The organism is Sphingomonas sp. TF3 (assembly GCF_003985085.1).
In the GTDB taxonomy this organism is placed as follows: domain Bacteria; phylum Pseudomonadota; class Alphaproteobacteria; order Sphingomonadales; family Sphingomonadaceae; genus Sphingomonas.
In genome coordinates this window covers 19,762-46,514 of the sequence record NZ_RWKS01000016.1, presented here as the reverse complement: position 1 = coordinate 46,514, position 26,753 = coordinate 19,762, and the positions used below count along the sequence as shown (strand labels likewise).

The window sequence follows — 26,753 nt, the reverse complement described above, 5'->3', positions numbered from 1 at the left end:
CCCCCCTTCCACCCGTTCGTGCTGAGCGTGTCTAAGCACCCCTCTCAGCGCCCGCCACGGCCCAATGCTTGACGCAGCGCCACCGCCGCGCATGACAGGCCCCATGACACCCGAGATCGAACCCGCCACCGCCGCAGATGCCCCCGCCGTGATCGCTTTGTGGCACGCTTGCGGCCTCACCCGCCCGTGGAACGACCCCGCCAGCGACTTCGCGCTCGCGCTGCGGGAGGCGCAGTCGAGCGTCCTGGTGGCACGCGGTAAGGGCGGCCTCACCGGCAGCGCGATGGTCGGTTTCGACGGCCATCGCGGCTGGGTCTATTATCTCGCGGTCGCGCCCGCAGCACGCCGCTCCGGCCTCGGGCGCGCGCTGATGACGGCGGCGGAACGCTGGCTGCGCGAGCGTGGCGCGCCCAAGCTGCAATTGATGGTCCGCGGCGACAACACCGCCGCGCTCGGCTTTTACGAAGCGTTCGGGCTGGCGCGGCAGGATGTCGTGGTGCTGGGGCGGTTTCTGGCGGAGGAAGGCGACGAATTGTGACGTGCCACGGTGAGTAGAGTGAATGTCAGCTCTCGATCGAAGATACGCGTTGTCGATTTTCGCTATTCGATTTACTATTGCACGTGACTTGGAAATGGCCTCGGCTTTGTTTGCTTATGGCCCTCTTGAGCGCCGCTACCGCATGTCGACAGCCGAAACCGAAGCTTTCCGACGCCAAGATCGCGGAGATACGGGCGGCAGAGCCCGGGATGACCGAGCGCTGTCTCGACCTACTTCGCTTCGGTGGATTCGAGGCTATCCCTGAACAAGTGGATCAGTGTTATAGTATGACGCCGGCCCGCCGCTGGCGGGGGTTCTGGCGTTACGGGCTGGAAGACTCGAAATTTTGCGTTGGTGAAACCCCGGACTGTCTCTCGGACACATCCGGGGCAAGTATTTGGCTGGATGAAGATGGCGTGCAGCGGGCGAGACCGAATGAACGGTTCGCGACCCACCTTTACGCAATAGAATTTGTAGGACGCAGGACGTTGCAAGCGGGAAAATTCGGCCACCTTGGGACATCTGACCATGAAATGATCGTGGATAAGCTGATCTCCTTGTCCAAGGTGCGTTAGCTTCAGGATGAGGAGCGCGCCGATTCCGACGTCGGATAAGGTGAACGCCTGTGAGTTTCCGGCGTGTTTGCGGTGAAGTTCAACGCCGGTTCGGGCCGCGCCAAAACCGGCTGCATTGCGCGCCATCCCCAGCTAAGAGCACAGCATTCCTCGCAACAAGCCACGAGACCAACATGCCAGCCACCGTCTACGGAATCCCCAATTGCGACACGGTCAAGAAGGCGCGCACATGGCTCGTCGAGCATGGCGTCGACTATGCGTTTCACGATTATAAGAAGCAGGGTGTCGATGAGGTGGCGCTGCGCCGCTGGGTCGATCGGCTTGGGTGGGAGGTGGTGCTCAACCGAGGCGGCCAGACCTTCCGTGCGCTGCCCGAGGGGGACAAGACCGATCTTGATGCCGAGAAGGCGATTGCGATCATGCTCGCCAAGCCCTCGGCGATCAAACGCCCGATTCTCGAATCTGGCCTCGAATCCGACGCTGTGCTGCTGGCGGGGTTCAAGCCCGATACCTATCTAATGACTCTCAAGCCTTAAGGAGAGACCGCCATGCCGACTGCACGCTGGAACGGGGCCGTGATCGCCCAGTCCGAGGATACGGTGGTGGTCGAGGGCAACCATTATTTCCCCGCCGACAGCATCGTCGCCGATTATTTCGAAGCCAGCGACACGCACTCCTTCTGCCCATGGAAGGGCGAGGCGAGCTACAAGTCGCTGGTGGTCGACGGCAAACGCAACGCCGATGCGGCGTGGTTCTATCCCGACCCCAAGCCGAAGGCCGCCGAGATCAAGGACCGCTTCGCTTTCTGGAAGGGCGTCACGGTCGAATAGCGCCCGTCACCCCTCCCATTGGAACACCTCGTCCAGGGGCTTGCCGAACACCTGCGCAATGCGAAACGCGGCCTCGAGCGTCGGTGAGTATTTGCCGGCCTCGATTGCCGCAACCGTCTGCCGCGTCAGGCCGATCTTCTCGCCCAGCTCGGCTTGCGTCATTTCCCCGGCCATGAAGCGCAACAGCCGGATGTGATTGGTAATCAGCGGTTTAGCCATGCCAGCCTCGGCGATAGCTGGCAACGATGATGCCATATCGCACGGTCTCCGCGATCACCAAGGCGAGCAAGGCCGTATTGACGATCTTCCAGCGTGAATCGGTGAAAGGCATCACCACGCCGACCAGGATCATCCCGACCATCAGCACATAATAGCCTGTGCTCGCGCCACGGCGGGCGATGGCGCGGTCGCGCTCGTCGGGACGGGCCTGCGCCTCCCGCCTCGCCTGAACCGCGAGCAGGATGCTGCCGATGATGACGACGACGACCTGTACGCCGGTTATGCCGCCGAACCACCACACGATCGTGATCGGGCGGGGATCGGGGCCGTGGGGTGCCAGCAGAACCCAGCCGAAATAGACGCTGTACGCAACAAGCATACAGGCAAGCGTCAGCCACGCCGTTTTTTCGCGAAATGCCATGTCAGTTCCCCCGGCGACGATCGGGCATCGCGATCGATCGTGATCCGCTGGGTGCCTTGCCAACCAGCGTCGCAGACTTTGCGGCAGTTCTCATGAAAAACACTGTCAACCTCCTGTACGACTCGATGAACTTTAGGTAAATAATATTTTACATAGAGTCAATTTTATAGAACGTTCGAAATATCGAAAGCTGGCGCGGCGTCGCGCGATCGGCTACCCGGTTGGGCCATGTCCACGACCTTCACCCTCGACACCGCGACCAGTCGCGCCAACCCGACCCCCGCGCCGATGAAGCGCCTCACCGTGCCGTCGATCCGCGCGCGCAAGGGGGCGGAGCCGCTGGTGATGTTGACCGCCTACACCGTGCGCACCGCGCAATTGCTCGATCCGCATTGCGACATGTTGCTGGTGGGGGATAGCCTAGGACAGGTGGTGTACGGCCTGCCCTCCACCGTGCCGGTCACGCTGGAGATGATGGCGGCGCACGGCGCGGCGGTGGTGCGCGGCAGTTATCATGCGGTGGTGGTGGTCGACATGCCGTTCGGCAGCTACGAGGCCTCGCCCGAAAAGGCGTTTGAAAGTGCTGCGTATCTGCTCAAGCAGACCGGCGCGGCGGCGGTGAAGCTCGAAGGCGGGCAGGCAATGGCCCCCACCGTCAAATTCCTCTCCGAACGCGGTATTCCCGTTATGGGCCATGTCGGGCTCACGCCGCAGGCGGTCAACACGCTCGGCGGCTATGGCGCGCGCGGGCGCAGCAAGGCCGAAGCGGACAAGATCGTCGCCGACGCCCGCGCCGTCGCGGAGGCCGGGGCGTTTGCGATCGTGATCGAGGGCGTGGTCGAGCCGATCGCGATTGAAATCACCCATGCGGTGGCCTGTCCCACGATCGGCATCGGTGCCTCGGCGCAGTGTGACGGGCAAGTGCTGGTGGCGGAGGATATGCTCGGCCTGTTCGATCGCACAGCCCGCTTCGTCAAGAAATTCGATGACCTTGCAGGCCGTATTTCCGCCGCGGTTGAAACCTATGCGGCGGATGTCCGGTCGCGCGCCTTCCCCGGTGCCGAGCAAATCTATGCCCCAAAGGACTGACGCCGCTTAGGAGTTCCGCCCGATTTTTTGAGCGCTTTTGTTTGTCTTCCGGCGCGGCTAAGGTCCGCGCCTCCCCGCCCTGATCCGATGGAGTTTCCCCCTTGGCTGTGCCGCCGAATACCGATGCCGCATTCCTGCGTGAAGTCGACGAGGAACTGCGTCGCGATCAACTGGCCAAGGCCGCGCGGCGCTACGGCATCGCCGCCATTGCCGTCGTATTGCTCGCGCTTTTTGGCTTTGGCGGGTGGTTGCTGTGGCAATCGCATGAGCAATCGGTCGCGGGCGAGCAGGGCGAAGCACTGTCAAAGGCCTATGAAGACATGGGCAGCAACCGCATCGATTCGGCCAATGCCAAGCTGACCACGCTGGCGACCTCGAATATCGGCGGCTACCGCGCGCTGGCGTTGATGAGCCAAGCCGATTTGCTGTTGCAGAAGCAGGATTTGCGCGGGGCCGCCGCGAAGTTCGCACAGGTCGCGGGCGATACGTCGATCGGCCAGCCGCTCCGCGACGTCGCGTTGATCCGCCAGACCACTGCCGAGTTTGACTCGCTGAAGCCTGACGTCGTCATAGCGCGGCTGCGCGGGATCGCTGTTAAGGGCAATCCCTGGTTCGGCAATGCCGGAGAGCTTGTCGCGATTTCCTATCTCCGCCAGAATCGGCGGGATCTCGCGGGCGTGCTGTACGGTCAGATCGCGCGCGATCCGACCACGGAGGAGACTCTGCGGCAACGCGCGGTTCAGATGGCGGGCGTATTGGGTGTGGATGCCGTCACCGAGGCTAAGGAACAGAAATCGCAATGAAGATGACCAACCGCTTTCTCGTCGTGGCCGTGACTGCTGTCGCGCTCAGCGGCTGCGCCTCGATGAAGGGCAAGAAGAAGACGCCGGTGCTGGGACAGCGCATCGCGATCTTGGCCGGCGAGCATGACGTTCTCGCCGACAAGACCATTGCCGGCGTCGATGTGCTTGTGCCGCCCGCAGCCCCCAATGACAGCTGGGCGCAGCCCGGTGGCAGCGCGTCCAAGTCGCTTGGCCAGTTGAGCCTCGGCTCGTCCTTGTCGCGTGCGTGGAGCGCCTCGATTGACGGCGGCAGCAATCGTCAGCGGCTCGGCGCGGCACCGGTCGTCGCTGACGGTCGCCTTTACGCGATCGATGTCGATGCGACGATTCACGCCTTTTCGTCGACGACGGGGGCGGCTGCTTGGTCCACCAACATCGCCGAAACGCATAAGGGCAAGATCGACAAGAAGACGCGCGGCGCACGCTTTGGCGGCGGCGTGAGCTTCGATGATGGCAAGGTCTTTGCGACCGATGGCCTGGGCGATGTCGTCGCGCTCGAAGCCGCGACCGGGAAGGTGCTGTGGCGCGTCAAGCCGGGTGCCCCGCTGCGCGGCGCGCCGACCGTCGCCAATGGCCAAGTCTATATTCTGAGCCAGGACAACCAGCTGTACGCCTTGTCGCAGGCCGATGGCGCTGTCGTATGGACGCAGTCGGGATCGATCGAGACGCAAGGCGTGTTCGGCGTGGCCGCGCCGGCCGTCAGCCAGGGTACCGTGGTGGCGGGCTTCTCGTCGGGCGAGCTCAACGCCTATCGCTATGAGAATGGCCGCACGCTCTGGCAGGACGCGCTGTCGCGTTCGACCATCTCGACTTCGGTGTCGTCGCTGGCGGACATCGACGCCGATCCCGTCATCGATCGCGGTGTCGTGTTCGCGGTCGGGCAGGGCGGGCGTATGGTCGCGCTCGAAATCGTCTCGGGCCAGCGCATGTGGGAACAGAATTTCGCTGGCATCTCCACCCCGTGGGTGGCCGGCGAATGGGTGTTCCTGGTGACGGACGATGCTCGTCTGGTTTGCCTCGCTCGCGCGACCGGAAAGGTCCGTTGGATCAGTCAGTTGCAGCATTTCAAGAGCGAGAAGCGCAAGAAGGACGGCACGATCAAGGACAGCAAGAAGGCCAATCCGGTCACCTGGTTCGGTCCGGTGCTGGCGGGCGGGCGGCTGGTGCTGACCAATTCGCTCGGTCAGATCGTCTCGGCGTCGGTCGAAAATGGCAAGGTCGGCACGGTGATTGAGTCCAAGGCCCCGTTCACGCTGCCGCCGGTCGTGTCCAACAATACGCTGTACGTGCTCGACCAGAAGGGCCGTGTCACCGCTTACAAATGAGGTGCGGCGCGGTCCGGTTGGACCGCGCCGATGATCCATTGGGCAGGATCAGTTGGGCAGGGCGGTAATATCGACCTTTTCCACCCATTTCGGGAAAAAGGCTGGCTGGCGGTTCGACCAGCCCGACGCGGTCGCCGCCGCCTCGCTGATCGACTGCAGCAATTTGCGGCGCAGGTCGGGATGCAGATGCGGCAGCGCTGCGGCAGCACAGAAGGCTGCGGGTAGCCACGGACGAATTTCCGCACCGACCAGGCGCTCGTACAGAAAGCGATAGGCGGAAAAGGTCGTCAGCCGCCCCTGGCCCAGATCGAAGGCCGTAATGGTCAGCAGCGGCGCGAAAAGCGGCTCCACCGAATCCAGGCCACTGTCGTCCGGGATCATTGCGCGGATGTCGGGCAGGCGTGTGTAGACGCGAACTTGGGCGCGGATGCTCGCCGCTTCGACAACGTCCCTCGACCAGCGTGCCATCGCGTCATCTCGGTCGAGACCGATGTCCAGAGAGCGCCGGACATAACGCTGCGTTGCCGACGAAAAGCCAGCAAACTCCTTCATTTCCGCCAATGTCATGGCACCATTCGCCGGCTTCATTCGAGAACCCATTACATCACCCCGCGCCCAAAAAGTGCAGTTGGGCGATCATGCGCTTCGTGGCTTACTCCATGGTTAACGCGCGATCGTCCAATAGTAGTAAGCGACCATAGATTTTGTTGCAGCGCAACACGCGAGGTGGCGAATCTGGTCCAATGATGGAAAATTCTGAAAGGTGCGGCGATCGCGCAACATTTTTAGGCGAAGCGGGACCGCCGCTAAGGATTATCGGCGATCCGCGATAATCGCGGCCTCCGCGTCCTGATCATAGCCGGACGATTTGGGGGCCGCGCCGTTATCGCCCGGTTTGGTCGTCGCAGGAGGATCCGAAGCGTCCATCGATTCGTCGAGCGCGTTATCGAGCACCGCGTCCGGGCTGGTCGGATCGCGCTCGAGGCGCTTGGCAATCGACTCGTCCTGGCCCGCATTTTGGCGCGGATGATGGATCTGTTCGTTCTCTTCGGGGCTTCCCGGGGCGATCGACAAGCTGTCGAGCGCTTTCTCGTCGATCATTTTGGTATCGTGCGGCATCGTCGCTCTCCTGACTGCAATGGCTCTGAAACGAGCGGAGCGCGGACAGTGTTCCGTCAGGGCAGGCGGGTGACGGTCACGCGCTGCTGGTTCATCGTGGCGCGGCCAAACACCGTCATGAAAGCGATGTCGGTGGCATCGCGGCCAACCGCAACGCGGGCCAGTTCGGCGCTGGATGCCATGCGCGTGGCATCGACCAGATGCCAGTCGCCATCGATCCACAATTCGGCGACGGCATGGAAGTCGGGCGGGTCGACGCCTGGGGCATAGGCGGATACGCACCGGGCCGGAATGCCGCCAGCGCGCGCGAGTGCCACCAGCAGGTGCGCGTAGTCGCGGCAGACGCCGCGGCGTTCGGCAAAGGTCATCAGCGCGGTGGTCGTGCCGCTGGAGGTGCCACTGGCATATGTGAGGTGGCCTGCCACCCAATCGACCAGCGCGCTCGCCAATGGGCCTGCCGACAGCCCGCCAAATTCCTGTTCGACAAAGCCTTCCAAACGATCGGATTCGCAGTACCGACTAGGCAGCAAATAGGGGATGGTTTCGGGCGGCATCAAGCGGATCGGCGTGTCGCCCAACTCGGCGAAATCGCGCGGTTGGCGCAGGATCTCCACGGTCGCGCGATATTCGGCGTGAAACGATCCTTCCGCGTGAAGCCAGCACCGTTGTCCAATACCCTCTTCGCCGGGCACCGCGCGTAACGGCGTGTTGCTCCACACCGTGAAATCCTGCGTCAAAAGGCGCTGATCGGGGCCTTTTGCAGCTTCGATCAGCAACAGCACGTCGGCGGCACCGTCGATCGCATAATTCAACGTCACATCGATCGAGAGGCGCATCACGGACCCTTCGGCAAAAGAAAGGGCCCGATAGACATTCTATCGGGCCCAGACCGGACAGATCCGGTGCGTCGCGTATCGCGTCGATCAGTTGCGGTTGCCGAACATCCGCAGGATGAAGAGGAACATGTTGATGAAGTCGAGATAGAGGGTCAGCGCCGACATGATCACCGTGCGCTGCTCGTCTTCGGTTCCGGCGACATAGGCATAGACGCTCTTCGTGCGCTGGGTATCATAAGCGGTCAAACCAGCGAACAGCAGAACGCCGACGATGCTGATAACCAGCGCGAGCGGGCCTGACTGGAAGAACACGTTCAGCAGCATTGCGACAATCAGGCCGACCAACCCCATGACCAGGAAGGTGCCGAACGCCGAAAGGTCACGCTTCGTGGTGTAGCCGTAAAGGCTAAGCCCCGCAAAAGCGGCCGACGTCGCGAAGAAGGCCTGTGCAACCGACGTGCCGGTGTAGCGCAGGAACACCGTCGACAATGACAGGCCCATCGCTACCGCAAAGCCCCAGAACATCGCCTGCAGCGTGCCGGGTGCCATGCGGGCGGCCCCATAGCTCATGGCGAAAACGAAGCCCAAGGGTGCCAGCATGATGATCCAGGCGAGCGGACCGCCACCGATCAAAATGTGCGCCGCAGGCGAATCCAGGCCGCCCCATGAGAAGAACATGGCGACCAACCCGGTCAACAGGATGCCCGACAGCATGTAGTTGTAAACCGAAAGCATATAGCTGCGCAGGCCGGCATCGAATGCCGCCGTGCCGACGGTCCCAGCCGCCGGGAACGCCGAAGCATTCGGACGGGGATCAGACCAGTTTGCCATTGCGAGAAGCTCCTAAACACCGACCATATGTCAGATGACGGCAATATCGGCCTTTACAGCGCGGTTTTCAAGCCAATCCCGCAACCGTGCGATCCCGCCGTCGCGCAGATCGCCGACGACCGATCGACAGGAATGCGGCCCCAACGTGAAAGCACTTTCGTAATCTCGGTATGCTCTGCTAGGCTGCCGAGCAGAGCAGAAACTGCCGAGAGGATTGATCGAATGGCGACCCCACCGGGCATCGCGCCGCCGCGCGCGTCAGCCTATGCATATTACGTTCTCGGCATTCTTTTCCTGGTCTACGTGCTTAATTTTGTCGATCGGCAGATCATCTCGATCCTCGCCGAAGACATCAAGCGCGACCTGCATTTGAAAGATGAGGATCTTGGTTTCCTATATGGCACGGCGTTCGGGGTGTTCTATTCCTTGTTCGGCATCCCGCTCGGCCGGTTAGCGGATAACTGGCACCGGGTTCGGTTGATGACCGCAGGCCTGGTGCTGTGGTCGAGCATGACCGCGCTGTCCGGCTTTGCGCGCTCGGGAGGAATGCTGGTTGCGGCGCGAGTCGGCGTGGGCATTGGCGAGGCGACGGCAAGCCCGTCGGCTTATTCCCTGATTTCCGACTATTTTCCCAAGAAGTTGCGTGCCACCGCGCTCGCGATCTACTCGTCCGGCCTCTATGTCGGAGGCGGGGTTTCGCTCAGCATCGCAGGGCTCGTCGTGCATCGCTGGAACGCAACCTATCCGGCCGGCGGACCGCTGGGGTTGCACGGGTGGCAAGCCGCGTTCATCGCCGTGGGGCTGCCGGGCTTACTGTTAGCGCTGCTGGTCGCGACACTGCGCGAGCCAGTGCGCGGTGCGGTGGAGGGACTGCCGCCGCCCGAACGGCATCCGGCCCCGTTCCGCGCCTTGCTGGCCGATCTGCTCACCATCGTGCCTCCGTTCACGCTGATTGGCGCGGCGCGTGGCGGGGGGCGGTCGTTGGCGATCAACGTGCTTGCGCTTGGCGTGGTGGCAGGCGCGATCGCGGTGTTGCGCCACTTTGGCGAACCGTGGCCGCAATGGACTGCCGTCGGGCTAGGGGCATATGCGGTCTTTTCCTGGGCCAGCGCGCTGAAGCGCCGCGATTTGCCGACCTATACGCTGGTGATCGCCAATCCGGCATTTCTCTGTGTCGTCATTGCCTATGGCTTGAACGCGTTTGTCAGCTACGGCGTCAGCCTGTGGGCGGCACCCTATGCGATGCGCACCTTGGGTGTGACGATCCAACAAGCCGGCGGGTGGATCGGCGGAACGCTGGCCTTTGGGGGTTTTGTCGGGGTGACGGTGGGCGGCATTGTCGCTGACCGACTACGGCGGCGCTTTCCGGCGGGACGGATCATGGTCATCCTGTTCGGCGCGATCGTGCCGCTGCCCTTCATCGTCATCGCGTTTCGCAGCGGGGACGTTTCGATCTTCGTCTCCGCGTTACTGGTGGCGGCAACGTGTTCGAGTACGGCGCTGGGTGCAGCAGGGGCGACGATGCAGGATCTGGTATTGCCGCGCATGCGTGGCACCGCAACGGGCGCGTTCTTCATCGGCACGACGCTGCTTGGCCTGGCGATGGGCCCCTATATTGCCGGGCGCGTTTCGACCCTGTCGGGCAGTCTTACCACCGGCGTGCTTTCGCTGCTGCTGACCGCACCGATCACGATCGGCGCGGCCATCGCAGCGTATCGATTGGTGCCACGGGCAGAAGCCAATCGTGAGGCGCGGGCGCGCGCTGCGGGAGAGGTGATCGCCTAGGCGCGCGTCAGCCCGCGCTGAAGACCCCGCAGGCAATCCGCGCCCCGCTATTGCCCGACGGGTCGGTCATCAAATCGTCCGGCTTGGCATGGACGACGATGGCCGAGCCATCGGTGTCGAGCAGCCCAGCCATCGTTGCGCCGGGCAGCAAGATGCCGATCGTCCCGCGCCCACCAGCGCCGACGATGAGATTGGGCAGATCGCCTTCATGCGGCCCCTGGGGGTTCATCGAGCCGTGCTTGGTGCCCGCCGGGTTCCAATGGCCACCTGCACTGGCGAAGTCGGGGGCGTCGCAGCGCCCGACGGTATGCACATGTGCCCCATGCGTGCCGGGCGTGAGATCGTGCACATCGAGCGTCAGTCGCAGGCCACCCGTCACTTCGGTCGCGGTCGCGCGACCGACATCGGCACCGTCCGGCGTGCGGATTTGCGCCACCGCATGCGCGCCCTCCGCGACTGACGCGCCGACGGCGACAGTCTTTTGCGTATCGCAGCCGGTGAGGCCGAATGTTGTCAATGCAGTTGCCGCGATCACGAATTTGCGCATGCGAATCTCCTGTTGCCGCCGCGACCGTTGCTGGGCGTTAATCACCAAACGCGCAACTGCCGCCTTAGGCTCGCTCCTTTGATTCCGTCCGTCAGACGAACCCTAGGTTCCACGACGAGCTGTTGTAATTGCCGATATTGGGCAGGACCGTGCGCATGTCGGTCGCGGAAACGCCAAACCAATTGGCGAGCGTCGAGGCATATTGGTCGACCGCGATCGTCGGCAGCAGCCGGCCCTGGCCGACGTCGTCGACCGTGCCATTGCCGATTGCGGGCGGCGTTCCATAGAAGCGCTGCCCGCGTACAGCATCGCCCATTACGAAATGCATGCTGCCCCAGCCGTGATCGGATCCGTCGTTGTTCGACACCAGCGTCCGCCCGAAATCGGAGGCGGTGAAAGTGGTTACCTTGTCGGCCACGCCCATCGCGACGGTTGTGTCGTAAAAGGCCCGCATCGCGTTTGCGAGCAGCGTGGTCTGAGTGGGATGATTGGCGACCAGCGCATCATGCATGTCCCACCCGCCAAGCGACACGAAGAACACTTGCCGCCGGGCGCCCAGTTGCGACGAGACCGAGATGAGCCGCGCGACGATCTTGAGCTGATCGGCAAGGCTGTTGGACGTGGGGAAAAGCGGGAAATTGGCGGCAGGCGCGCTAGCGAGCGCAGCATTGACCTGGGCATAGGTATCGAGTGCGCGCTTGCTGATCTTGGCGTGCTCGTCCTGAAAGATGTTGGTTTGCGACGCGGCCATCAGCGTGCGCAGCGTGCTTGCGCCCGTGCTCGACCCGAACAGGGTTGAGCCATTGTTCAACAATGCGATCGGCCCACCGGTGCCAACCGCATATTGGATCGCGGTCTTGCCGGTCAGGAATACAGCGTTGCCGGTGGCGTTGATGCAGGTCAGCGTCGCCGAGCCATTGCCGCTTTGGAGCAGATCCCCGATGCGACCGCCCCAGCCCGAGGTCGCGCCCTCGGGGTTGGAGGCTTGCCAATAGCTTTGCTGGTCGTTGTGGCTGAACAGCTTCGGCGGCAGTGGCACCGAATTGGCGCTATATTGCGCCTTGGTCGTCGGCTGGACCAACGTGCCGACATTGAGCGCGACCGCCATTTTTCCTGCGTTGAACAGCGGCAGCAGCGGTGACAGCGTCGGAGCCAACGCATATTGTCTGCCGCCGGCAAGCGCGGTCGCGGGATTCAGCACGGTGGCGGCCAGCGCCGCGCGATCGAGCGCAATGTTGCTGCGGGCAGCCTGATAGAGCGCGTAGCTCGCCTGATCATAGGGCGGCAACGTGTTGGCGTAATCGTTACCGCCATAGAGGAACACGCAGACCAGCGCCTTGTAATCGCTGGTAACGGCTGCAGCAGCTTCGCCGATCGCGGCGAGGCTGGTGACGAACGGCATGGCGCTGCCTGCCAGTCCGAGCGCGGCGGAGCGTTTGAGGAAGGCGCGGCGGGATTGGTCGCTGGTCATGGCGCGATCCTTACTTGAAGGTCAGATAATCGGGCGAGGCCATCGTCAGCAAAATGGCGGTCATCACGCGGTTGCTGGGGCCGGTCGCACCGGTATTGGCGATGCTGTCGACCGCGGCTTTGATTGCCGCAACCGTCGCGCTGCTCAATTGCCCATTGGCGAGCACGAGGTTGACCTCGTCGATCAACGCCTGACTGTCCGCCGCGAGCGTCAGGATCGTGGTGTAGTCCGCCTTGAAGTCGCCGGTGCCATTGGCGATCAGCGCCTGCATGTAATTGATATAGGCGACGACACTCAGCTCGTTGGTGATCTGAAATTCCGGCGCGACCAGCCCCGCGCTGGCGATGGCGGTATTGGGCGGTGCATAGCCGGGACGAAAGAAATTGAAGACCGTCGCGCTGTGTCCGATCGATTGGGCGAGCCGCGAATTGGGGTTCGACGTGTCGCCGATCGCCCAGGCATTGGACGGCGACGTCGCGGAATAGGCGCGTGCCCAACCGACCAGCCGCAGCACGGGTTCGCGTAACTTGCCAGCGGTCGCGCTGGTCAAGGCCGCAGAATCGCGGGCTTCGGTATCGAGCAGGATCGCGCGGATCACGGCCTTCAAATCGCCGCGAACGCCCTTTCCATTGTCGGCGAACACGGCGGATACCCGTCCGATATAAGCGGGCGAGGGGTTGGAAGTGACGAGCCGCTGGATCAATTGCTTGGAGACGAAGGGCGGGACGTTTGGATGCGCAAAGATCGCGTCGAGCGCGAGGTTGACGGCGGCCATTCCCTCGGTTCCCGCCGGGATCGTCGTGCCGAGAAACGTCGATGCACCGGTTTCGTGCTGCGACGCCGTCATGACCAGCGGCACGCGGTAACGCTCCGGCGTCGTGCTGTCGGACGATGCCAAATTGAGTCCGGTAAATACCCGCGCCAACCCCGATACATCGGCTGGGCCATAGGTTTCGAGCGGCTTTCCCGCGTTTGTTTTGACCGATCCGTCGGGATTGAGCTGATACAGGCCGAGCGTGAACAACTGCATCAGTTCGCGCGCATAATTTTCGTCGGGCTGAGAGCCCGTGGTAGGGTTTGCCTTCCGGTTGCCGAGAAAGGTCAGGAAAGTCGCCATTGCCGCATTGGTGGTGATCGCGCCCATCAGCGTGCGGAAATTGCCAAAGGCATTGTCGAGCAGCACGTCGAAATAGGCCGCGCCGGCAAACTGCTTCCAGTTGAGGTTGAGCGCGTCGACGCCGATCACCAACATTTCCGACAGCGCGATGCCGACGCGTTGGCGCAACTGATCGGGTTCGACGATCATTTGCCGCCAGATCGTCTGGTCGAACCCCGCCAGCGAATTGATGAAGGTTGCGGCCGAATAGCCATTGGCCACGAGCCAGTCCCAGTGGCGTGTCGACCGAGACAGCGCGAATTGCGCGGTCAGCCAGCCATCGTAGCTGGCCGACTGCACGTTTGCGATCTCCGCCTTGGTCGCACCGAGCGTCGCCTGGCCCAGAAAGCGGCTGGCGGCGGCCGCTCCGATCGGGGTCGGTGTGGGCGTCGATGGCGTGGGGGTGGGGGAGCCTCCGGTGGCGCCGCCGCCGCTTCCGCCGTCTCCGCACGCGGCAAGCGCCAGCGTCGCCGCCAGCGCGGCCATGGAAGCGCCGGACAGCGCGGCGGGGTTCGCGATTTCGAGTGGAGCCGTTTCAACAGGAGCATCGGCTGCAACTACGCGATCGTCCAGGACGAGTGCTTGCTCTGTCACGCTTTTACCCCACTTCGGACCAAAGCGCGCCGGCGCGCTCGTGTCGTCCGGCGCTCCTACCAGCAAAGCAGCCCCCCCGCCATGATCTATCATAAGGCAATGCAGCGTTAAGGACGGCGTTGAGGACGGCGGGGCGAGCGGGGGATCGATCGCTCAGCGCGCAACCTTTTAGACGCTGGGCGTGGCCTCGTGCCCTTCCCCAAGCTTCCCCTCGCTGCTATCGCCCCTCGCGACTCTTGCATTCGCCCATACTGGGCGCGCCCGCGCGGCTTTTCGCCGCCTCCCCGCCGCGCCCCGTTAGGCCCCATAGGGAAGGACCCGCTGCATATGACCGCCATTGGCCAGGATACCCTCGGCACTCGCACCACGCTCGACGTGAACGGCGCGCAGTATGATTATTTCAGCCTCGCTGCCGCCGCGGAAAAGCTCGGCGATATCAGCCGTCTGCCCTTCTCGATGAAGGTGCTGCTCGAGAACCTGCTGCGCTTTGAGGATGGCGTTACCGTCACCACCGAGGATCTGCAGGCGATCATCGACTGGCAGCAGGAGCGCAAATCCGACCGCGAAGTCCAGTATCGCCCCGCGCGCGTGCTGATGCAGGATTTCACCGGCGTGCCCTGCGTAGTCGATTTGGCGGCGATGCGCGATGCGATCACCAAGCTTGGTGGCGATGCCGCCAAGATCAACCCGCTGGTGCCGGTGCACCTCGTGATCGATCACTCGGTGATGGTCGACGAGTTCGGCACGCCCAAGGCGTTCGAGGATAACGTCGAGCTCGAATATCAGCGCAACAATGAGCGTTACGAGTTCCTGAAATGGGGTTCCAAGGCGCTCGACAATTTCAAGGTCGTGCCCCCTGGCACCGGCATCTGCCACCAGGTGAACCTCGAGAACATCGCGCAGGCGGTGTGGTCGTCGGTGTCGCCGGACGGCAGGACGATCGCGTATCCCGACACTTGCGTCGGCACCGACAGCCACACGACGATGGTCAACGGCCTGGGCGTGCTCGGCTGGGGCGTTGGCGGGATTGAGGCGGAAGCTGCGATGCTCGGCCAGCCCGTGTCGATGCTGATCCCCGAAGTCGTCGGCTTCAAGCTGCACGGTTCGCTCGCCGAGGGCATCACCGCGACCGATCTGGTGCTGACCGTCACGCAGATGCTGCGCGCCAAGGGCGTGGTCGGCCGCTTTGTCGAATTTTATGGCCCCGGCCTCGACGCACTGAGCCTCGCCGATCGTGCGACGATCGCCAACATGGCACCGGAATATGGCGCGACCTGCGGCTTCTTCCCGATCGATGACGCGACGCTCACCTATCTGCGCCTGACCGGCCGCACCGATGAACAGATCGCGCTGGTCGAGGCTTATGCCAAGGCGCAGGGCATGTGGCGTCTGGCGGATGCGCCGGACCCCGTCTTCACCGACACGCTCGAGCTCGACATGTCGAACGTCGTGCCGTCGCTTGCTGGCCCCAAGCGCCCGCAGGACAAGGTCATCCTCACCGAGGTCGACGATACCTTCAACGCCGATCTCGCCAAGGTCTACAGCCACGCCACCGCCAAGCGCGTTCCGGTCGAAGGCCGCGACCATGACATTGGCGATGGTGACGTGGTGATCGCGGCGATCACGAGCTGCACCAACACCTCCAACCCGTCGGTGCTGGTCGCCGCCGGTCTGGTCGCGCGCAAGGCCAATGCTTTCGGCCTCAAGCCCAAGCCGTGGGTGAAGACCTCGCTGGCACCCGGCTCGCAGGTCGTGACCGATTATCTCGACAAGGCTGGCTTGACCGAAGACCTCAACGCGGTCGGCTTCAACCTGGTCGGCTATGGCTGCACCACCTGCATCGGTAACTCGGGCCCGCTCGCTGCGCCGATTTCGGCGGCGATCAACGGCAATGACATCGTCGCCGCCTCGGTGCTGTCGGGCAACCGCAACTTCGAGGGCCGCGTTTCGCCTGACGTGCGCGCCAACTTCCTGGCCTCGCCGCCGCTGGTCGTCGCTTATGCGCTCAAGGGCACGGTGACCGAGGACTTCACCACCACCCCGATCGGCCAGGCGACCGACGGCACCGACGTTTACCTCAAGGACATCTGGCCGACCAACGCCGAAGTCCGTGAAGTGATGGACGCGAACATCGACCGCGGCATGTTCCAGTCGCGCTACGCCAGCGTCTTCCTGGGCGACAAGAAGTGGCAGGCGATCGATGTGGTCGGTTCGGACACCTATGCGTGGCCGCCTGCATCGACCTACATCGCCAACCCGCCCTATTTCGAGGGCATGTCGATGACCCCGGCACCGGTGCAGGACATTGTCGAGGCGCGTCCTCTCGCCATCCTGGGCGATTCGATCACGACCGACCACATTTCGCCGGCCGGTTCGATCAAGGCCGACAGCCCGGCGGGTGCATGGCTGATGGAGCGTCAGGTCGCGCGCGCCGACTTCAACTCCTATGGCGCACGTCGCGGCAACGACAATGTCATGGTGCGCGGCACCTTCGCCAATATCCGCATCAAGAACGAGATGGTCCCCGGCGTCGAGGGTGGCATGTCCTCGTACAAGGGCGAGACGATGCCGATCTACGACGCGGCGATGCGCTTCAAGGCAGACGGCGTTCCGCTGATCGTCATCGCGGGCAAGGAATATGGCACCGGTTCGTCGCGCGACTGGGCGGCGAAGGGCACCAATCTGCTCGGCGTGCGCGTTGTCATCACCGAAAGCTTCGAGCGCATTCACCGCTCGAACCTGGTCGGCATGGGCGTGCTGCCGCTGCAGTTCGCCGAGGGTGTCGACCGCAAGACCTTGAAGCTCGACGGTTCGGAAAGCTTCACGATCATGAAGGTCGCGGACATCCGCCCGCGCCAGGATGTCGAGGTCACGCTGACCCGCGCCGATGGCACGGTCGAAACCTTCCTGACGCGTTGCCGGATCGATACCGTCAACGAGCTGGAATATTTCCTCAACGGCGGCATCCTGCAGTACGTGCTGCGCAAGCTGGCGGCGTAATGCCGATGCTGTCGTGACGACGGCGATCGAGGCGATTGGATGGGCAGCGGCGCTGCTCATCCTCGCTTCCTATCTGCTGGTTTCGACCGGCAAACTGTCCGGCCAGTCGGCAGCGTTCCAATGGATGAACGTCGTCGGTGCGGCCGGATTTGTTTTGAATAGCGGCTGGCACGGGGCGTGGCCCTCGACCACGCTCAACATTGCATGGGCAACGATTGGTATCGTCACGCTGATTCGGCTGCTGCAAAAGCGTCTTCGTCGCAGCAATGAGGAAGTAGAATAGGAAATGCCCGCCACGCATGTGCATGGCGGGCATCCTTTCCTCCCCAGGAAACTCTCAAGCCTCTGCGAACGGTCGAGCTTTTGACAAGCTGCCGATCCGTTGACGGCGCAATAGAGAGGAAAGACCCGCGCCGAACAGGGGGGATGCGCCCGCCATTCGGTAAAGGCGTTACTTATCTGCGTAAATTCGGAGTCCCCTTGTAAATATATGACAGGTTGCGGCATGATGATCGGGGGGCTCCCTTGGGGCGCGCCGCATCGTGAGGGACGCAGAAGCATGGCCGATCGCAAATTGTTCGCTGGGCACGCTATCCGTCGTTTGCGACGGCAGGCCGGACTGACGCAGGCGGCCATGGCCGAAATGCTGACGATCAGCCCGAGCTACCTCAATCTGGTCGAAAAGAACCAGCGGCCTTTATCGGCATCGTTGATCGTCAAGCTGGCGGAGAGTTTCGATTTCGACCCGCGTGCGCTGGCGGCGGGGGAACCCGGCGGGGGGGAGGCAGCACTCCGGCGACGGCTCGCCGACCCGATGTTCGCCGACCTGGAAATCGACCGTAATGAAATCGAGGAATGGCTGGCGGGCGCACCGGGCGGGGCGGAAGCGTTTGCGCGCGCGTTCGACCGGATCGGGGCGGCGGGCTCGGCCGAGGCAGGGGCGGCGGATCCGATTGCCGAGGTGCGCCGCGAAATTGAACGATGGCGTGGCCATTTCGCCGATCTGGATGCGCTGGCGGAAGGGCTTGCCGATGAATTGCGCCTCGGCGCGGGCGATCTCTATGGAGCGATTGCCGAGCGGTTGCGGGTGAAGCATCAGCTCACCATTCGCGTATTGCCGGTGGACGTCATGCCCGATCTGCTGCGCCGCACCGATCTCCACGCGCGGCAATTGCAGCTCTCCGAAATGCTCGACCCGGCGTCGCGCGTGTTCGGGGCGGCCTATCAACTCGCCCAGATCGAGGCGCGTGGCGAAATCGATGGGCTGGCCAAGGGGGCAGGCTTTACCGATCGCGACGCGGAACGCCTGTATCGCCGCCACCTTGCCAGCTATTTCGCGGCGGCGTTGATGATGCCGTATGCGCGCTTCCTGCGCGCGTGCGAGGCGACGGGATACGATATTGAACTTCTGCAACGCCGCTTCGGCGCCGGATTCGAGCAGGTCGCGCATCGGCTGACCACTTTGCAGCGCATTGGTGCGCGCGGGCTGCCGTTTTTCCTGGTGCGGATCGATCGCGCCGGGCAGGTGTCGAAGCGCTTTTCAGGGGCGAGCGGATCGCCGCTGGCGGAGTCGGAGGGGCGTTGCCCGCTATGGCGGTTGCACGCCGCGTTCGATCGACCGGGAGTGCTGGCGGTGCAATTGATCGAGCTGGAGGGTGGTGCACGCTGGTTGACGATGGCGCGGACCGTTACGCCGCAGGGGCGGCGCTACGGCGCGGTGCCGGCGGAATTCGCGGTCGGGCTGGGCGTGGCGGCGGAGCATGCCGGTACGTTGGTGGTGGCGCGGGGACTCGACTTGAAGGGGGAGGCCACGCCGATCGGGCTTGGCTGCCGCGCATGTGGGCGCGGCGGTTGTCCGCAGCGATCGCTGCCGCCGGTCGGTCGAGCATTGGCGATCAACGAGCGCGAGCGCGGCGTGAGCGCGTTTACCTTTGGCGGGGACTGAGGCACGATCATGGGAGAGGCGGAAAGCGATTTCGGGGCGGTTCCGCCGATACGGCTGGTTACCCGTTTTCTGGCCGAGATGCAGACGACCATTGTCCAGGCGGGGCTGCGCGGCTTTGACGGGGATCTGGATCGGTTTGTGATCTTCACCTTGATCGCGCGTCAGAGTGCGGCAACCCCGATCGACGGCATGGACTCCGCCGCCGATCCGCCCGATTCCCGCGCGATCTCGATCAATTCCTTGGCGGCATCGCTTTCACGTCCGTTCGAGACCGTGCGTCGCCACGTCAATGCGCTGATCGCGCAAGAGGTGGTGGCGCGCACGCCAAGCGGGGTGGTGGCGCTTGCCAGTGGCTTGCAACGCCCCGAAATGGTCGAAATGTCGATGACGGCGCACGATGCCTTTGTCAGGCTGGTCGAGGATTTGCAGGCATTCGACCTGCCGATGCCGTCGCAGCGCGTGACGAGCCTGTATCATCCGGCGGTCGGGGTGCGGGCTGCTGCCGACATCATGCTCGCCGTTGCCGATAACAATCGGGGGTTGCACCAGGAATGGATCAATCTTGTTCTGTATTCGACCATCCTGTGCGCAAACGCCCGCGCCTATACCTACGATCCCGAATTGGCCCGGCGTTACGCGGATCAATTCCGCGTCCCGCCCGATTCGCTGCGTCGTCCGCTCAGGGTGAGTGCGCTGGCTCGTACCCTGCGCCTTCCATACGCGACGGTGCAGCGTCGGGTGGAGCGGCTGGTGGCCGACGGTCGGGTCAAAAAGGCGCGCGGTGGTTTGCTGGTTTCGGAGGAGTGGCTCAATTTGCCGAGTAGCGTCGCGGTGAGTGTCGGCAGTTATCAAAATATCCGGCGCATTTTAGCGGCGGCGACGGCGGCGGGCTTTCCCATCGCAAGCCCGGCCCAGGCCTATGTACGGGGGCGCCCGACGCCGAGCGTGATCCAAGATCGCCCTGACTGACGGGTTGTAAATATATTTCATAATTACAAAAATGTATCTCGCTAATTAACAGCGAAACGCCAATTTATGACGATTCTTGGTCAAATAGTTCTGTAAACTTGCCTACATCATCCACATCGCAGCCGATGAGGATGTTCGCCGTGACCTACCAGACCGCTATCGCCCACACCGCCAAACTCATCCAGAGCCAGAACGGCACCTGGGACGGCATCGACGCCGAAAGCGTCGCGCGGATGCGGGTGCAGAACCGTTTCCAGACCGGGCTCGACATTGCGCGCTACACCGCCGCGATCATGCGCCGCGACATGGCGGCGTATGACGCCGATCCGGCCAAATACACGCAGTCGCTGGGCTGCTGGCACGGCTTCATCGGCCAACAGAAGATGATCAGCATCAAGAAGCATTTCGGATCGACCGAGCGTCGCTATCTGTACCTCTCGGGCTGGATGGTTGCCGCGTTGCGCAGCGAATTCGGGCCGCTGCCTGACCAGTCGATGCACGAAAAGACTAGTGTTCCGGCGCTGATCGAGGAACTCTACACCTTCCTGCGCCAGGCCGATGCGCGCGAACTCGGCATGATGTTCCGCGAGCTCGATGCCGCCCGCGCTGCTGGCGACGAAGTCAACGAGCATCGTCTGCTCAACGCGATCGACGGCTATCAGACGCATGTCGTGCCGATCATCGCCGACATCGACGCGGGCTTCGGTAATGCCGAGGCGACCTATCTGCTCGCCAAGAAGATGATCGAGGCGGGCGCGTGCGCGTTGCAGATCGAGAATCAGGTCAGCGACGAGAAGCAGTGCGGGCATCAGGATGGCAAGGTGACCGTGCCGCACGAGGACTTCCTCGCGAAGGTCCGCGCCTGTCGCTACGCCTTCCTCGAACTCGGCGTTGAGGATGGCATTATCGTCACGCGCACCGACTCGCTCGGGGCGGGGCTGACCAAGCAGATCGCTGTGTCGAAGGAACCGGGCGATCTCGGCGACCAGTATAACAGCTTCCTCGATTGCGAGGAGATCGACCCGGCGACCGCGCGCAATGGCGACGTCATCCTCAACCGTGATGGCAAGCTGCTGCGGCCGAAGCGGCTGCCGTCCAACCTGTTCCAGTTCCGTCCCGGAACCGGCGAGGACCGTTGCGTGCTCGACTGCATCACTTCGCTCCAGCATGGTGCGGACTTGCTGTGGATTGAGACCGAGAAGCCGCACATCGCGCAGATTGCGGGCATGGTCGACCGCATCCGCGAGGTCGTGCCCAACGCCAAGCTGGTCTATAACAATTCGCCGTCGTTCAACTGGACGCTCAACTTCCGCCAGCAAGTGTTTGATGCCTGGGCGGGAGAGGGCAAGGACGTGTCGGCTTACGATCGCGCGAAGCTGATGTCGGTCGAGTATGACGGCACGCCGCTGGCCGATGAAGCCGATGAGCGTATCCGCACCTTCCAGAAGGATGCCGCAGCGCGCGCCGGGATCTTCCACCACCTCATCACGCTGCCGACCTATCACACCGCGGCGCTGTCGACCGACAATCTCGCCAAGGAGTATTTCGGCGAGGCGGGGATGCTCGGCTATGTGAAGGGCGTGCAGCGCAAGGAAATCCGCGAAGGCATCGCCTGTGTGAAGCACCAGAACATGTCGGGCAGCGACATCGGTGACGATCACAAGGAATATTTCGCGGGCGAAGCGGCGCTGAAGGCCGGTGGCGCGCACAATACGATGAACCAGTTCGCGGCCTGACGCAGCAGGCGGAGCAAAGCTCCGCCGCGCCCGCGGCAGGCCCGGCCGGCGGGGCCTGCAGCCCCGTCCGACGACGCGGCTTTGCCGCAGCGGGGTTCTACTCTTCCGTCATGCCGGGCTCGTCCCGGCACCCACCCTGGCACGGATTTCTGAACCGTTATCCGCGCGCAGCGGTGGACCCCGGCACAAGGCCGGGGTGACGGCAACGGGTTGGGCTTACACCCCCGCGTTGGTCAGCCGGTCGATCTGGTCGGTGCTGAGCGTCAGGTCCATCGCCCCGATCAACTCCTCGACTTGCGCAACGCTGGTGGCACTGGCGATCGGTGCGGTGACGCCGGGCTGGGCGGCAAGCCAGGCCAGCGCGATCTGCGCCAGTGAAGCACCGGTTTCCTCGGCAATCGCGTCCATCGCATCAAGCACGGCAGGGCCGGTCCCATCCATGAACGCCTGCATCCGCCCGCCGCGCACGCTTTTTCCGAAATCGGCGGCGCTGCGATATTTGCCGGTCAGATAGCCCGAGGCGAGGCCGTAATAAGGCACCACGCCGATATTATGTTCGACGCAATAATCCTGAAGCTGGCCTTCGAACTTGTGACGGCTGACCAGATTATATTCGGGCTGCAGCACATGATAATGCGGCAGGCCGTGGGCGGTGGCGGCGTCATTGGCCGATTTCAGCCGCGCTGCGTGGAAGTTGGACGCACCAAGCGCGCGTACCTTGCCCGCGTCGATCAGCTTGGCGAAGGCCGCGAGCGCGTCCTCCTGCGCCACGGCATCGTCATCCTGATGCGCGAAATAGAGATCGATCGTCTCCACCCCCAGCCGCTGGAGCGACGCGTCGCATGCCGCTGCGATACGCGCAGGGGCGAGTTTTTCGCCGCCGTCGCCCGGCAGCATGCCGACCTTGGTGGCGATCTGCACTTGCTCGCGCTTGCCGCTCGCTTTGAGCCAGGCACCGATCACGCTTTCCGATTCCCCGCCTTTATGGCCGGGCACCCACGCCGAATAGACATCGGCGGTGTCGATCATCGTGCCGCCCCCCGCGACGAACGCGTCGAGCACCGCGAAACTGGTGTCCTGGTCGGCGGTCCAGCCGAAGACGTTTCCGCCCAATATGAGCGGCGCGATATGGAGTTCGGTCGCGCCAAGGCGGCGTAGAGTGGTCATGATCAGTGGTCCCCGGAGTCGGTTTCGTTGCCGCCTTCATCGTCATCGACGATGATCGCGGCATTGGCGTCGGCGCTATTGGCGTCAAGCGAGGCGGCGGCCGTGTCGAGCGCCTTGTCTTCCCCTGCGGTTGCACCGGAGGGAGATTTGCCCGAGCAAGCCGCCAGCAACAGCAGCGCGAAAAGCAAGGGCGTCCGCATCAATCCTGGATCTCGTTGCCGACATCCTTCAATGCTGCGCCGGTTTTGTCGGCGACCCGGTCGGCCTTGTTGCCGAGCACCGCGCCCGCATTGTCGATCCGCGATTCGGCGGCACCGAGCGCGGCGTCGGTATCGTCGACAGCCTGCGCTGCGGTCGCATTGGCGTCGGCAGCAACGGCGTTTGCTGCCTCGGAAACCTCGTTCTGCGCCTTCGGGCTGCAGCCGGATACGCCGAATGCGAGGAGAGCAGCCAGTGGCAGAATGGCGAGCGACTTGGTCATCGTGATTACCCTTGGCTTTCGGAAGATGGACTGCAACGGTAAAGGATGGGCGTTGCCCCTTCAACTCCATCTGGCTGATCTTGTTGCACTCAAGCCGTTCTAAAGGGCTAGGGGCGGCCCGCCACGGGACGCGCATATCGCGCGGGAGGAAGGGCTCGAAGCGCGTTGACCTCATATAAAGATATCTTTATATGTTGCCGCCAATGACCATCGCTCTCGACATCTTTCGCGCGCTTGCCGACGCGACCCGGCTGCGCATCGTGGCCCTGCTGCGCTCTATGGAGCTATCGGTTGGTGAATTGGCGCAGGTGCTCGGGCAAAGCCAGCCGCGCGTCAGCCGCCATGTCAAAATCCTGTGCGATGCCGGTCTGGCCGAGCGCCGCAAGGAGGGCAGCTGGGTGTTCGTAGCGTTGGGCGGCGGCACCACCGTCGGCCCGGTGCTGGAGGCGCTGGATTCGTGGGCGGCGCTTCAGCCCGATCATTGGGCGGTGGCCGATTCCGCGCGACTGGCGGCGGTGCGTGCGGATCGCGCTGCCTCGGCGGCTTTGTGGTTCGAGGCCAATGCAGGACAGTGGGACGCGATCCGCTCGCTCCATATCGCCGAAAGCGAGGTCGAGGCGGCGATTTCGGCGGTGCTGGGCGATGCGCCGATCGGCCAGTTGATCGACATCGGCACCGGCACCGGGCGGATGCTGGAATTGTTTGCGGGACGCGCCGAGCAGGCGCTGGGGATCGATCGCTCGTCCGAAATGCTGCGGCTGGCGCGCGCGAAACTGTCCGAGCGGGGGCTGGACAATACGGAATTGCGGCAGGCCGATCTCTATGCGCTTCCTTTGGCCGATGGCGCGGCGGACGTGGCGATCGTGCACCATGTGCTGCACTTCGCGCAGCAGCCGGGTGCGGCGATCGCCGAGGCGGCGCGCGTGCTGAAGGCGGGCGGGCGGTTGCTGATCGCCGATTTCGCGGCGCACGACCGCGAGGAGTTGCGGACGAAGGACGGGCATACCCGCCTGGGCTTTGCCGATGAACAAATGGCGACATGGTTCGCCGCCGCCGATCTCGCGCCCGAGCGGACCGAGCGGCTGGAAGGCGGGGAACTGACGGTGAAATTATGGCTCGCGCGCAAACGCGATGCCCAGCGTTCCGGGGTACATAAGGCGATGGCGGCATGACGATTTCGGTGAACCAGCTCGAGGAGGCGCGGCGCGCGCTCGAGGCCCCGCTGTTCGCGGATCTGGCAGGCGATGCGGCGGTGTCGTTCGAATTCTTCCCGCCCAAGACCGAGAAGATGGAAGAGGCGCTGTGGGAGACGGTGCGCACGCTGGAGCCGTTCGGCCCGAGCTTCGTATCGGTCACCTATGGCGCGGGCGGCACGACGCGCGACCGCACCCACGCCACGGTCGCGCGGATCGAGCGCGAGACGAGCATGGCGGCGGCAGCGCACCTGACCTGCGTCGAGGCGTCGCGCGCCGAGATTGACGAGATTGCCGAGCAATATTGGGCAGCGGGCGTGCGCCATATCGTGGCGTTGCGCGGCGATGCGCCGGGGGCAGGGGGCTTTGTCCCGCATCCCGAAGGCTATACCAATGCCGCCGATCTGGTGGCTGGCCTGAAGCGGCTGCACCCGTTCGAGATTTCGGTCGCGGCTTACCCCGAATGCCACCCGGATTCGCGCGACCAGGCGGACGATCTCGACAATCTCAAGCGCAAGCTGGATGCAGGCGCGACGCGCGGGATCACGCAATTCTTCTTCGAGCCCGAAACCTTTTTCCGTTTCCGCGATCGGGCGGCGGCGGCCGGGATCACGGCGGAGATGGTGCCCGGCATCATGCCCGTCACCAATTTCCAGAGCATCGTGCGCATGTCGGCGATGTGCGGCACGGTGGTGCCGCCGTGGATGGGGCGCCTGTTCGAGGGGCTTGATGATCATCCCGCCAGCCGGCAGCTGATCGCCGCGACGCTCGCCGCCGAACTGTGCCGCAAGCTGTATGCGGGCGATGTGCGCAATTTCCATTTCTACACGCTCAACCGCGCAGAGCTGAGCTTTGCTATATGTCACCTATTGGGCCTGCGCGCTAAGCCCGTGGCGGCGGCTGCGGCGGCGTAACACATTCCCCTCCCGCTTGCGGGAGGGGTTAGGGGAGGGCCTGTCAGGTCCCTCCCGAGACATTCCCTCCCCCTGCCCCTCCCGCAAGCGGGAGGGGAGAAGGATTAGACGATGACGGCACGAGAAACCCTGTTGGCTGAAGCGGCCAAGCGCATCCTGATCACCGATGGCGCGTTCGGCACCGAGATCCAGAATTGGAAGCTGTCGGAGGCGGATTATGCGGGCGACCTGGGCCTGACCAAGGACCAGAAGGGCAATAACGACATCCTCGCGCTGACCAAGCCGGCGGTGCCCGAGGCGATCCACCGCGCCTATTTCGAAGCAGGGGCGGATATTGCCGAGACCAACACCTTCTCGGCCAACCGCATCAGCCAGGCGGATTATGCCGCCGAACATCTGGTGCGCGAGATCAATGTCGAGAGCGCGCGGCTCGCGCGGCGGCTGGCGGATGAATATCAGGCCAAGGACGGCCGCCCGCGCTTTGTTGCAGGGGCCGTCGGGCCGACCAACAAGACGCTGTCGCTCAGCCCCGACGTCAACGATCCGGGCTTTCGCGAGATCGACTTCGATTATCTGAAGGGCGTGTACCGCGAACAGACCGATGCGCTGATCGAGGGTGGGGCGGACTTCATCCTGGTCGAGACGGTGTTCGACACGCTTAACGCCAAGGCGGCGATCATGGCGGCGCTGGAAGCGGGAGAGGCGCTGGGGCGCGATGTGCCGATCATGCTGTCGATGACGCTGACCGACCTTTCTGGCCGCAATCTCTCGGGGCATACGGTCGAGGCGTTCTGGCATGCCGTGCGCCATGCCAAGCCGGTGACGATCGGGCTCAATTGCTCGTTCGGCGCGGAGCAGTTGCGCCCGCATGTGCGCACGCTGGCGGGCATCGCCGATACCCTCATCATGGTCTATCCCAATGCCGGGCTGCCCAATGAACTGGGCGAATATGACGAAGCCCCGGCGACGACGGCGGGGCTGGTCGGCGAATGGGCGAGCGCGGGCCAGGTCAACATCCTGGGCGGTTGCTGCGGATCGACGCCGGCGCACATCAAGGCGATTGCCGAGGGCGTGGCGGGGCTCGCACCGCGCGTGATGCCGGTGCCGCCGGTGGTGACCCGGCTGGCCGGGCTGGAGCCGATGACGATGGCGGCATAACAATTCTCCCTC

At 63.7% G+C, this 26,753-nt stretch carries 27 protein-coding genes; 15 read left to right on the top strand and 12 right to left on the bottom strand.

Annotated features, from left to right (window positions below; all coding sequences use genetic code 11):
• Positions 1-103: 103 nt before the first annotated feature.
• The 3 genes from EJC47_RS14625 to EJC47_RS14615 all read left to right on the top strand — a co-directional run bounded on the left by EJC47_RS14625 (position 104) and on the right by EJC47_RS14615 (position 1,943).
• On the top strand, positions 104-538 hold the full coding sequence (locus EJC47_RS14625) for a GNAT family acetyltransferase (RefSeq protein ID WP_126848685.1): 435 nt from the start codon (positions 104-106) through the stop codon (positions 536-538).
• A 748-nt stretch (positions 539-1,286) separates the two neighbouring features.
• Positions 1,287-1,649 carry an arsenate reductase gene (locus EJC47_RS14620; RefSeq protein WP_126848684.1) on the top strand — a complete coding sequence of 121 codons (363 nt, stop codon included), beginning with the start codon at positions 1,287-1,289 and terminating at the stop codon, positions 1,647-1,649.
• Between the two features lie 12 nt (positions 1,650-1,661).
• Positions 1,662-1,943, top strand: coding sequence for a DUF427 domain-containing protein (locus EJC47_RS14615; RefSeq protein ID WP_126848683.1), 282 nt, complete (start codon positions 1,662-1,664; stop codon positions 1,941-1,943).
• 6 nt (positions 1,944-1,949) lie between these two features.
• Here EJC47_RS14615 and EJC47_RS14610 read toward each other — a convergent pair whose 3' ends face one another.
• Entirely contained in the window at positions 1,950-2,162 is a 213-nt protein-coding gene (locus tag EJC47_RS14610) for a helix-turn-helix transcriptional regulator (RefSeq protein WP_126848682.1), read from the bottom strand.
• The gene (locus tag EJC47_RS14605; protein WP_126848681.1) at positions 2,155-2,583 is read right to left on the bottom strand and encodes a DUF2178 domain-containing protein; all 429 of its coding nucleotides are present in this window, start codon (positions 2,581-2,583) and stop codon (positions 2,155-2,157) included. The genes EJC47_RS14610 and EJC47_RS14605 overlap by 8 nt, the downstream gene beginning before the upstream one ends.
• 228 nt (positions 2,584-2,811) lie before the next feature.
• On the opposite strand from EJC47_RS14605, the gene panB reads away from it, so the two are divergent.
• The 3 genes from panB (at position 2,812) to EJC47_RS14590 (ending at position 5,839) form a co-directional block, all read left to right on the top strand.
• Positions 2,812-3,672 (top strand): 3-methyl-2-oxobutanoate hydroxymethyltransferase, encoded by an 861-nt coding sequence (gene panB / locus EJC47_RS14600; protein ID WP_126848680.1) that lies wholly within the window; start codon positions 2,812-2,814, stop codon positions 3,670-3,672.
• 107 nt (positions 3,673-3,779) lie between these two features.
• Positions 3,780-4,475 (top strand): tetratricopeptide repeat protein, encoded by a 696-nt coding sequence (locus EJC47_RS14595; RefSeq protein WP_312845348.1) that lies wholly within the window; start codon positions 3,780-3,782, stop codon positions 4,473-4,475.
• Positions 4,472-5,839, top strand: coding sequence for a PQQ-like beta-propeller repeat protein (locus tag EJC47_RS14590; protein WP_126848678.1), 1,368 nt, complete (start codon positions 4,472-4,474; stop codon positions 5,837-5,839). The genes EJC47_RS14595 and EJC47_RS14590 overlap by 4 nt, the downstream gene beginning before the upstream one ends.
• Before the next feature lie 48 nt (positions 5,840-5,887).
• Here the strand turns inward: EJC47_RS14590 and EJC47_RS14585 are convergent, their stop codons facing one another.
• The 4 genes from EJC47_RS14585 to EJC47_RS14570 form a co-directional block, all read right to left on the bottom strand.
• On the bottom strand, positions 5,888-6,439 hold the full coding sequence (locus tag EJC47_RS14585; protein ID WP_033965337.1) for a hypothetical protein: 552 nt from the start codon (positions 6,437-6,439) through the stop codon (positions 5,888-5,890).
• 213 nt (positions 6,440-6,652) lie between these two features.
• A complete protein-coding gene (locus EJC47_RS14580) occupies positions 6,653-6,958 on the bottom strand; it encodes a hypothetical protein (protein WP_033965336.1) in 306 nt (101 codons plus the stop codon).
• 56 nt (positions 6,959-7,014) lie between these two features.
• Complete coding sequence (locus EJC47_RS14575; RefSeq protein ID WP_171010549.1) at positions 7,015-7,794, bottom strand: transglutaminase-like domain-containing protein; 780 nt, start codon at positions 7,792-7,794, stop codon at positions 7,015-7,017.
• 87 nt (positions 7,795-7,881) lie between these two features.
• Complete coding sequence (locus tag EJC47_RS14570; RefSeq protein ID WP_033965334.1) at positions 7,882-8,625, bottom strand: Bax inhibitor-1/YccA family protein; 744 nt, start codon at positions 8,623-8,625, stop codon at positions 7,882-7,884.
• A gap of 222 nt (positions 8,626-8,847) precedes the next feature.
• On the opposite strand from EJC47_RS14570, the gene EJC47_RS14565 reads away from it, so the two are divergent.
• Positions 8,848-10,410: an MFS transporter gene (locus EJC47_RS14565; protein WP_126848676.1), complete on the top strand. Its 1,563-nt coding sequence runs from the start codon at positions 8,848-8,850 to the stop codon at positions 10,408-10,410.
• A gap of 7 nt (positions 10,411-10,417) precedes the next feature.
• Here the strand turns inward: EJC47_RS14565 and EJC47_RS14560 are convergent, their stop codons facing one another.
• From EJC47_RS14560 to EJC47_RS14550, 3 genes are all read right to left on the bottom strand, one after another.
• On the bottom strand, positions 10,418-10,957 hold the full coding sequence (locus EJC47_RS14560; protein ID WP_126848675.1) for a superoxide dismutase family protein: 540 nt from the start codon (positions 10,955-10,957) through the stop codon (positions 10,418-10,420).
• Positions 10,958-11,048: 91 nt separating this feature from the next.
• Positions 11,049-12,428 carry a DUF1501 domain-containing protein gene (locus EJC47_RS14555; protein ID WP_033965329.1) on the bottom strand — a complete coding sequence of 460 codons (1,380 nt, stop codon included), beginning with the start codon at positions 12,426-12,428 and terminating at the stop codon, positions 11,049-11,051.
• Positions 12,429-12,438: 10 nt separating this feature from the next.
• Positions 12,439-14,178, bottom strand: coding sequence for a DUF1800 domain-containing protein (locus tag EJC47_RS14550; RefSeq protein WP_249340866.1), 1,740 nt, complete (start codon positions 14,176-14,178; stop codon positions 12,439-12,441).
• A gap of 327 nt (positions 14,179-14,505) precedes the next feature.
• Here EJC47_RS14550 and acnA point away from each other — a divergent pair, with 327 nt between their 5' ends.
• The 5 genes from acnA (at position 14,506) to EJC47_RS14525 (ending at position 21,828) form a co-directional block, all read left to right on the top strand.
• Positions 14,506-17,178 (top strand): aconitate hydratase AcnA, encoded by a 2,673-nt coding sequence (gene acnA / locus EJC47_RS14545; protein WP_126848673.1) that lies wholly within the window; start codon positions 14,506-14,508, stop codon positions 17,176-17,178.
• Between the two features lie 13 nt (positions 17,179-17,191).
• Positions 17,192-17,461 (top strand): CBU_0592 family membrane protein, encoded by a 270-nt coding sequence (locus EJC47_RS14540; RefSeq protein WP_033965071.1) that lies wholly within the window; start codon positions 17,192-17,194, stop codon positions 17,459-17,461.
• 276 nt (positions 17,462-17,737) lie between these two features.
• Positions 17,738-19,123 carry a helix-turn-helix domain-containing protein gene (locus EJC47_RS14535; protein WP_126848672.1) on the top strand — a complete coding sequence of 462 codons (1,386 nt, stop codon included), beginning with the start codon at positions 17,738-17,740 and terminating at the stop codon, positions 19,121-19,123.
• A 9-nt stretch (positions 19,124-19,132) separates the two neighbouring features.
• Positions 19,133-20,092: a hypothetical protein gene (locus EJC47_RS14530; protein WP_033965074.1), complete on the top strand. Its 960-nt coding sequence runs from the start codon at positions 19,133-19,135 to the stop codon at positions 20,090-20,092.
• 140 nt (positions 20,093-20,232) lie between these two features.
• Entirely contained in the window at positions 20,233-21,828 is a 1,596-nt protein-coding gene (locus tag EJC47_RS14525; RefSeq protein WP_126848671.1) for an isocitrate lyase, read from the top strand.
• Between the two features lie 216 nt (positions 21,829-22,044).
• Here the strand turns inward: EJC47_RS14525 and EJC47_RS14520 are convergent, their stop codons facing one another.
• From EJC47_RS14520 to EJC47_RS14510, 3 genes are read right to left on the bottom strand one after another with little or no spacing between them, the layout of a single operon-like run.
• Complete coding sequence (locus EJC47_RS14520) at positions 22,045-22,995, bottom strand: aldo/keto reductase (protein WP_033965076.1); 951 nt, start codon at positions 22,993-22,995, stop codon at positions 22,045-22,047.
• A 2-nt stretch (positions 22,996-22,997) separates the two neighbouring features.
• Complete coding sequence (locus tag EJC47_RS14515) at positions 22,998-23,195, bottom strand: hypothetical protein (protein ID WP_033965078.1); 198 nt, start codon at positions 23,193-23,195, stop codon at positions 22,998-23,000.
• Positions 23,195-23,476, bottom strand: a complete 282-nt coding sequence (locus tag EJC47_RS14510) for a hypothetical protein (RefSeq protein WP_010403519.1) — start codon at positions 23,474-23,476, stop codon at positions 23,195-23,197. Before EJC47_RS14510 ends, EJC47_RS14515 begins: the two co-directional genes overlap by 1 nt.
• A 203-nt stretch (positions 23,477-23,679) precedes the next feature.
• On the opposite strand from EJC47_RS14510, the gene EJC47_RS14505 reads away from it, so the two are divergent.
• From EJC47_RS14505 to EJC47_RS14495, 3 genes are all read left to right on the top strand, one after another.
• Positions 23,680-24,648: an ArsR/SmtB family transcription factor gene (locus tag EJC47_RS14505; protein WP_126848670.1), complete on the top strand. Its 969-nt coding sequence runs from the start codon at positions 23,680-23,682 to the stop codon at positions 24,646-24,648.
• Positions 24,645-25,583 (top strand): methylenetetrahydrofolate reductase [NAD(P)H], encoded by a 939-nt coding sequence (gene metF / locus EJC47_RS14500; protein ID WP_033965083.1) that lies wholly within the window; start codon positions 24,645-24,647, stop codon positions 25,581-25,583. Before EJC47_RS14505 ends, metF begins: the two co-directional genes overlap by 4 nt.
• A 111-nt stretch (positions 25,584-25,694) precedes the next feature.
• Positions 25,695-26,741 carry a homocysteine S-methyltransferase family protein gene (locus EJC47_RS14495; protein WP_126848669.1) on the top strand — a complete coding sequence of 349 codons (1,047 nt, stop codon included), beginning with the start codon at positions 25,695-25,697 and terminating at the stop codon, positions 26,739-26,741.
• The last annotated feature ends 12 nt before the right edge of the window (positions 26,742-26,753 follow it).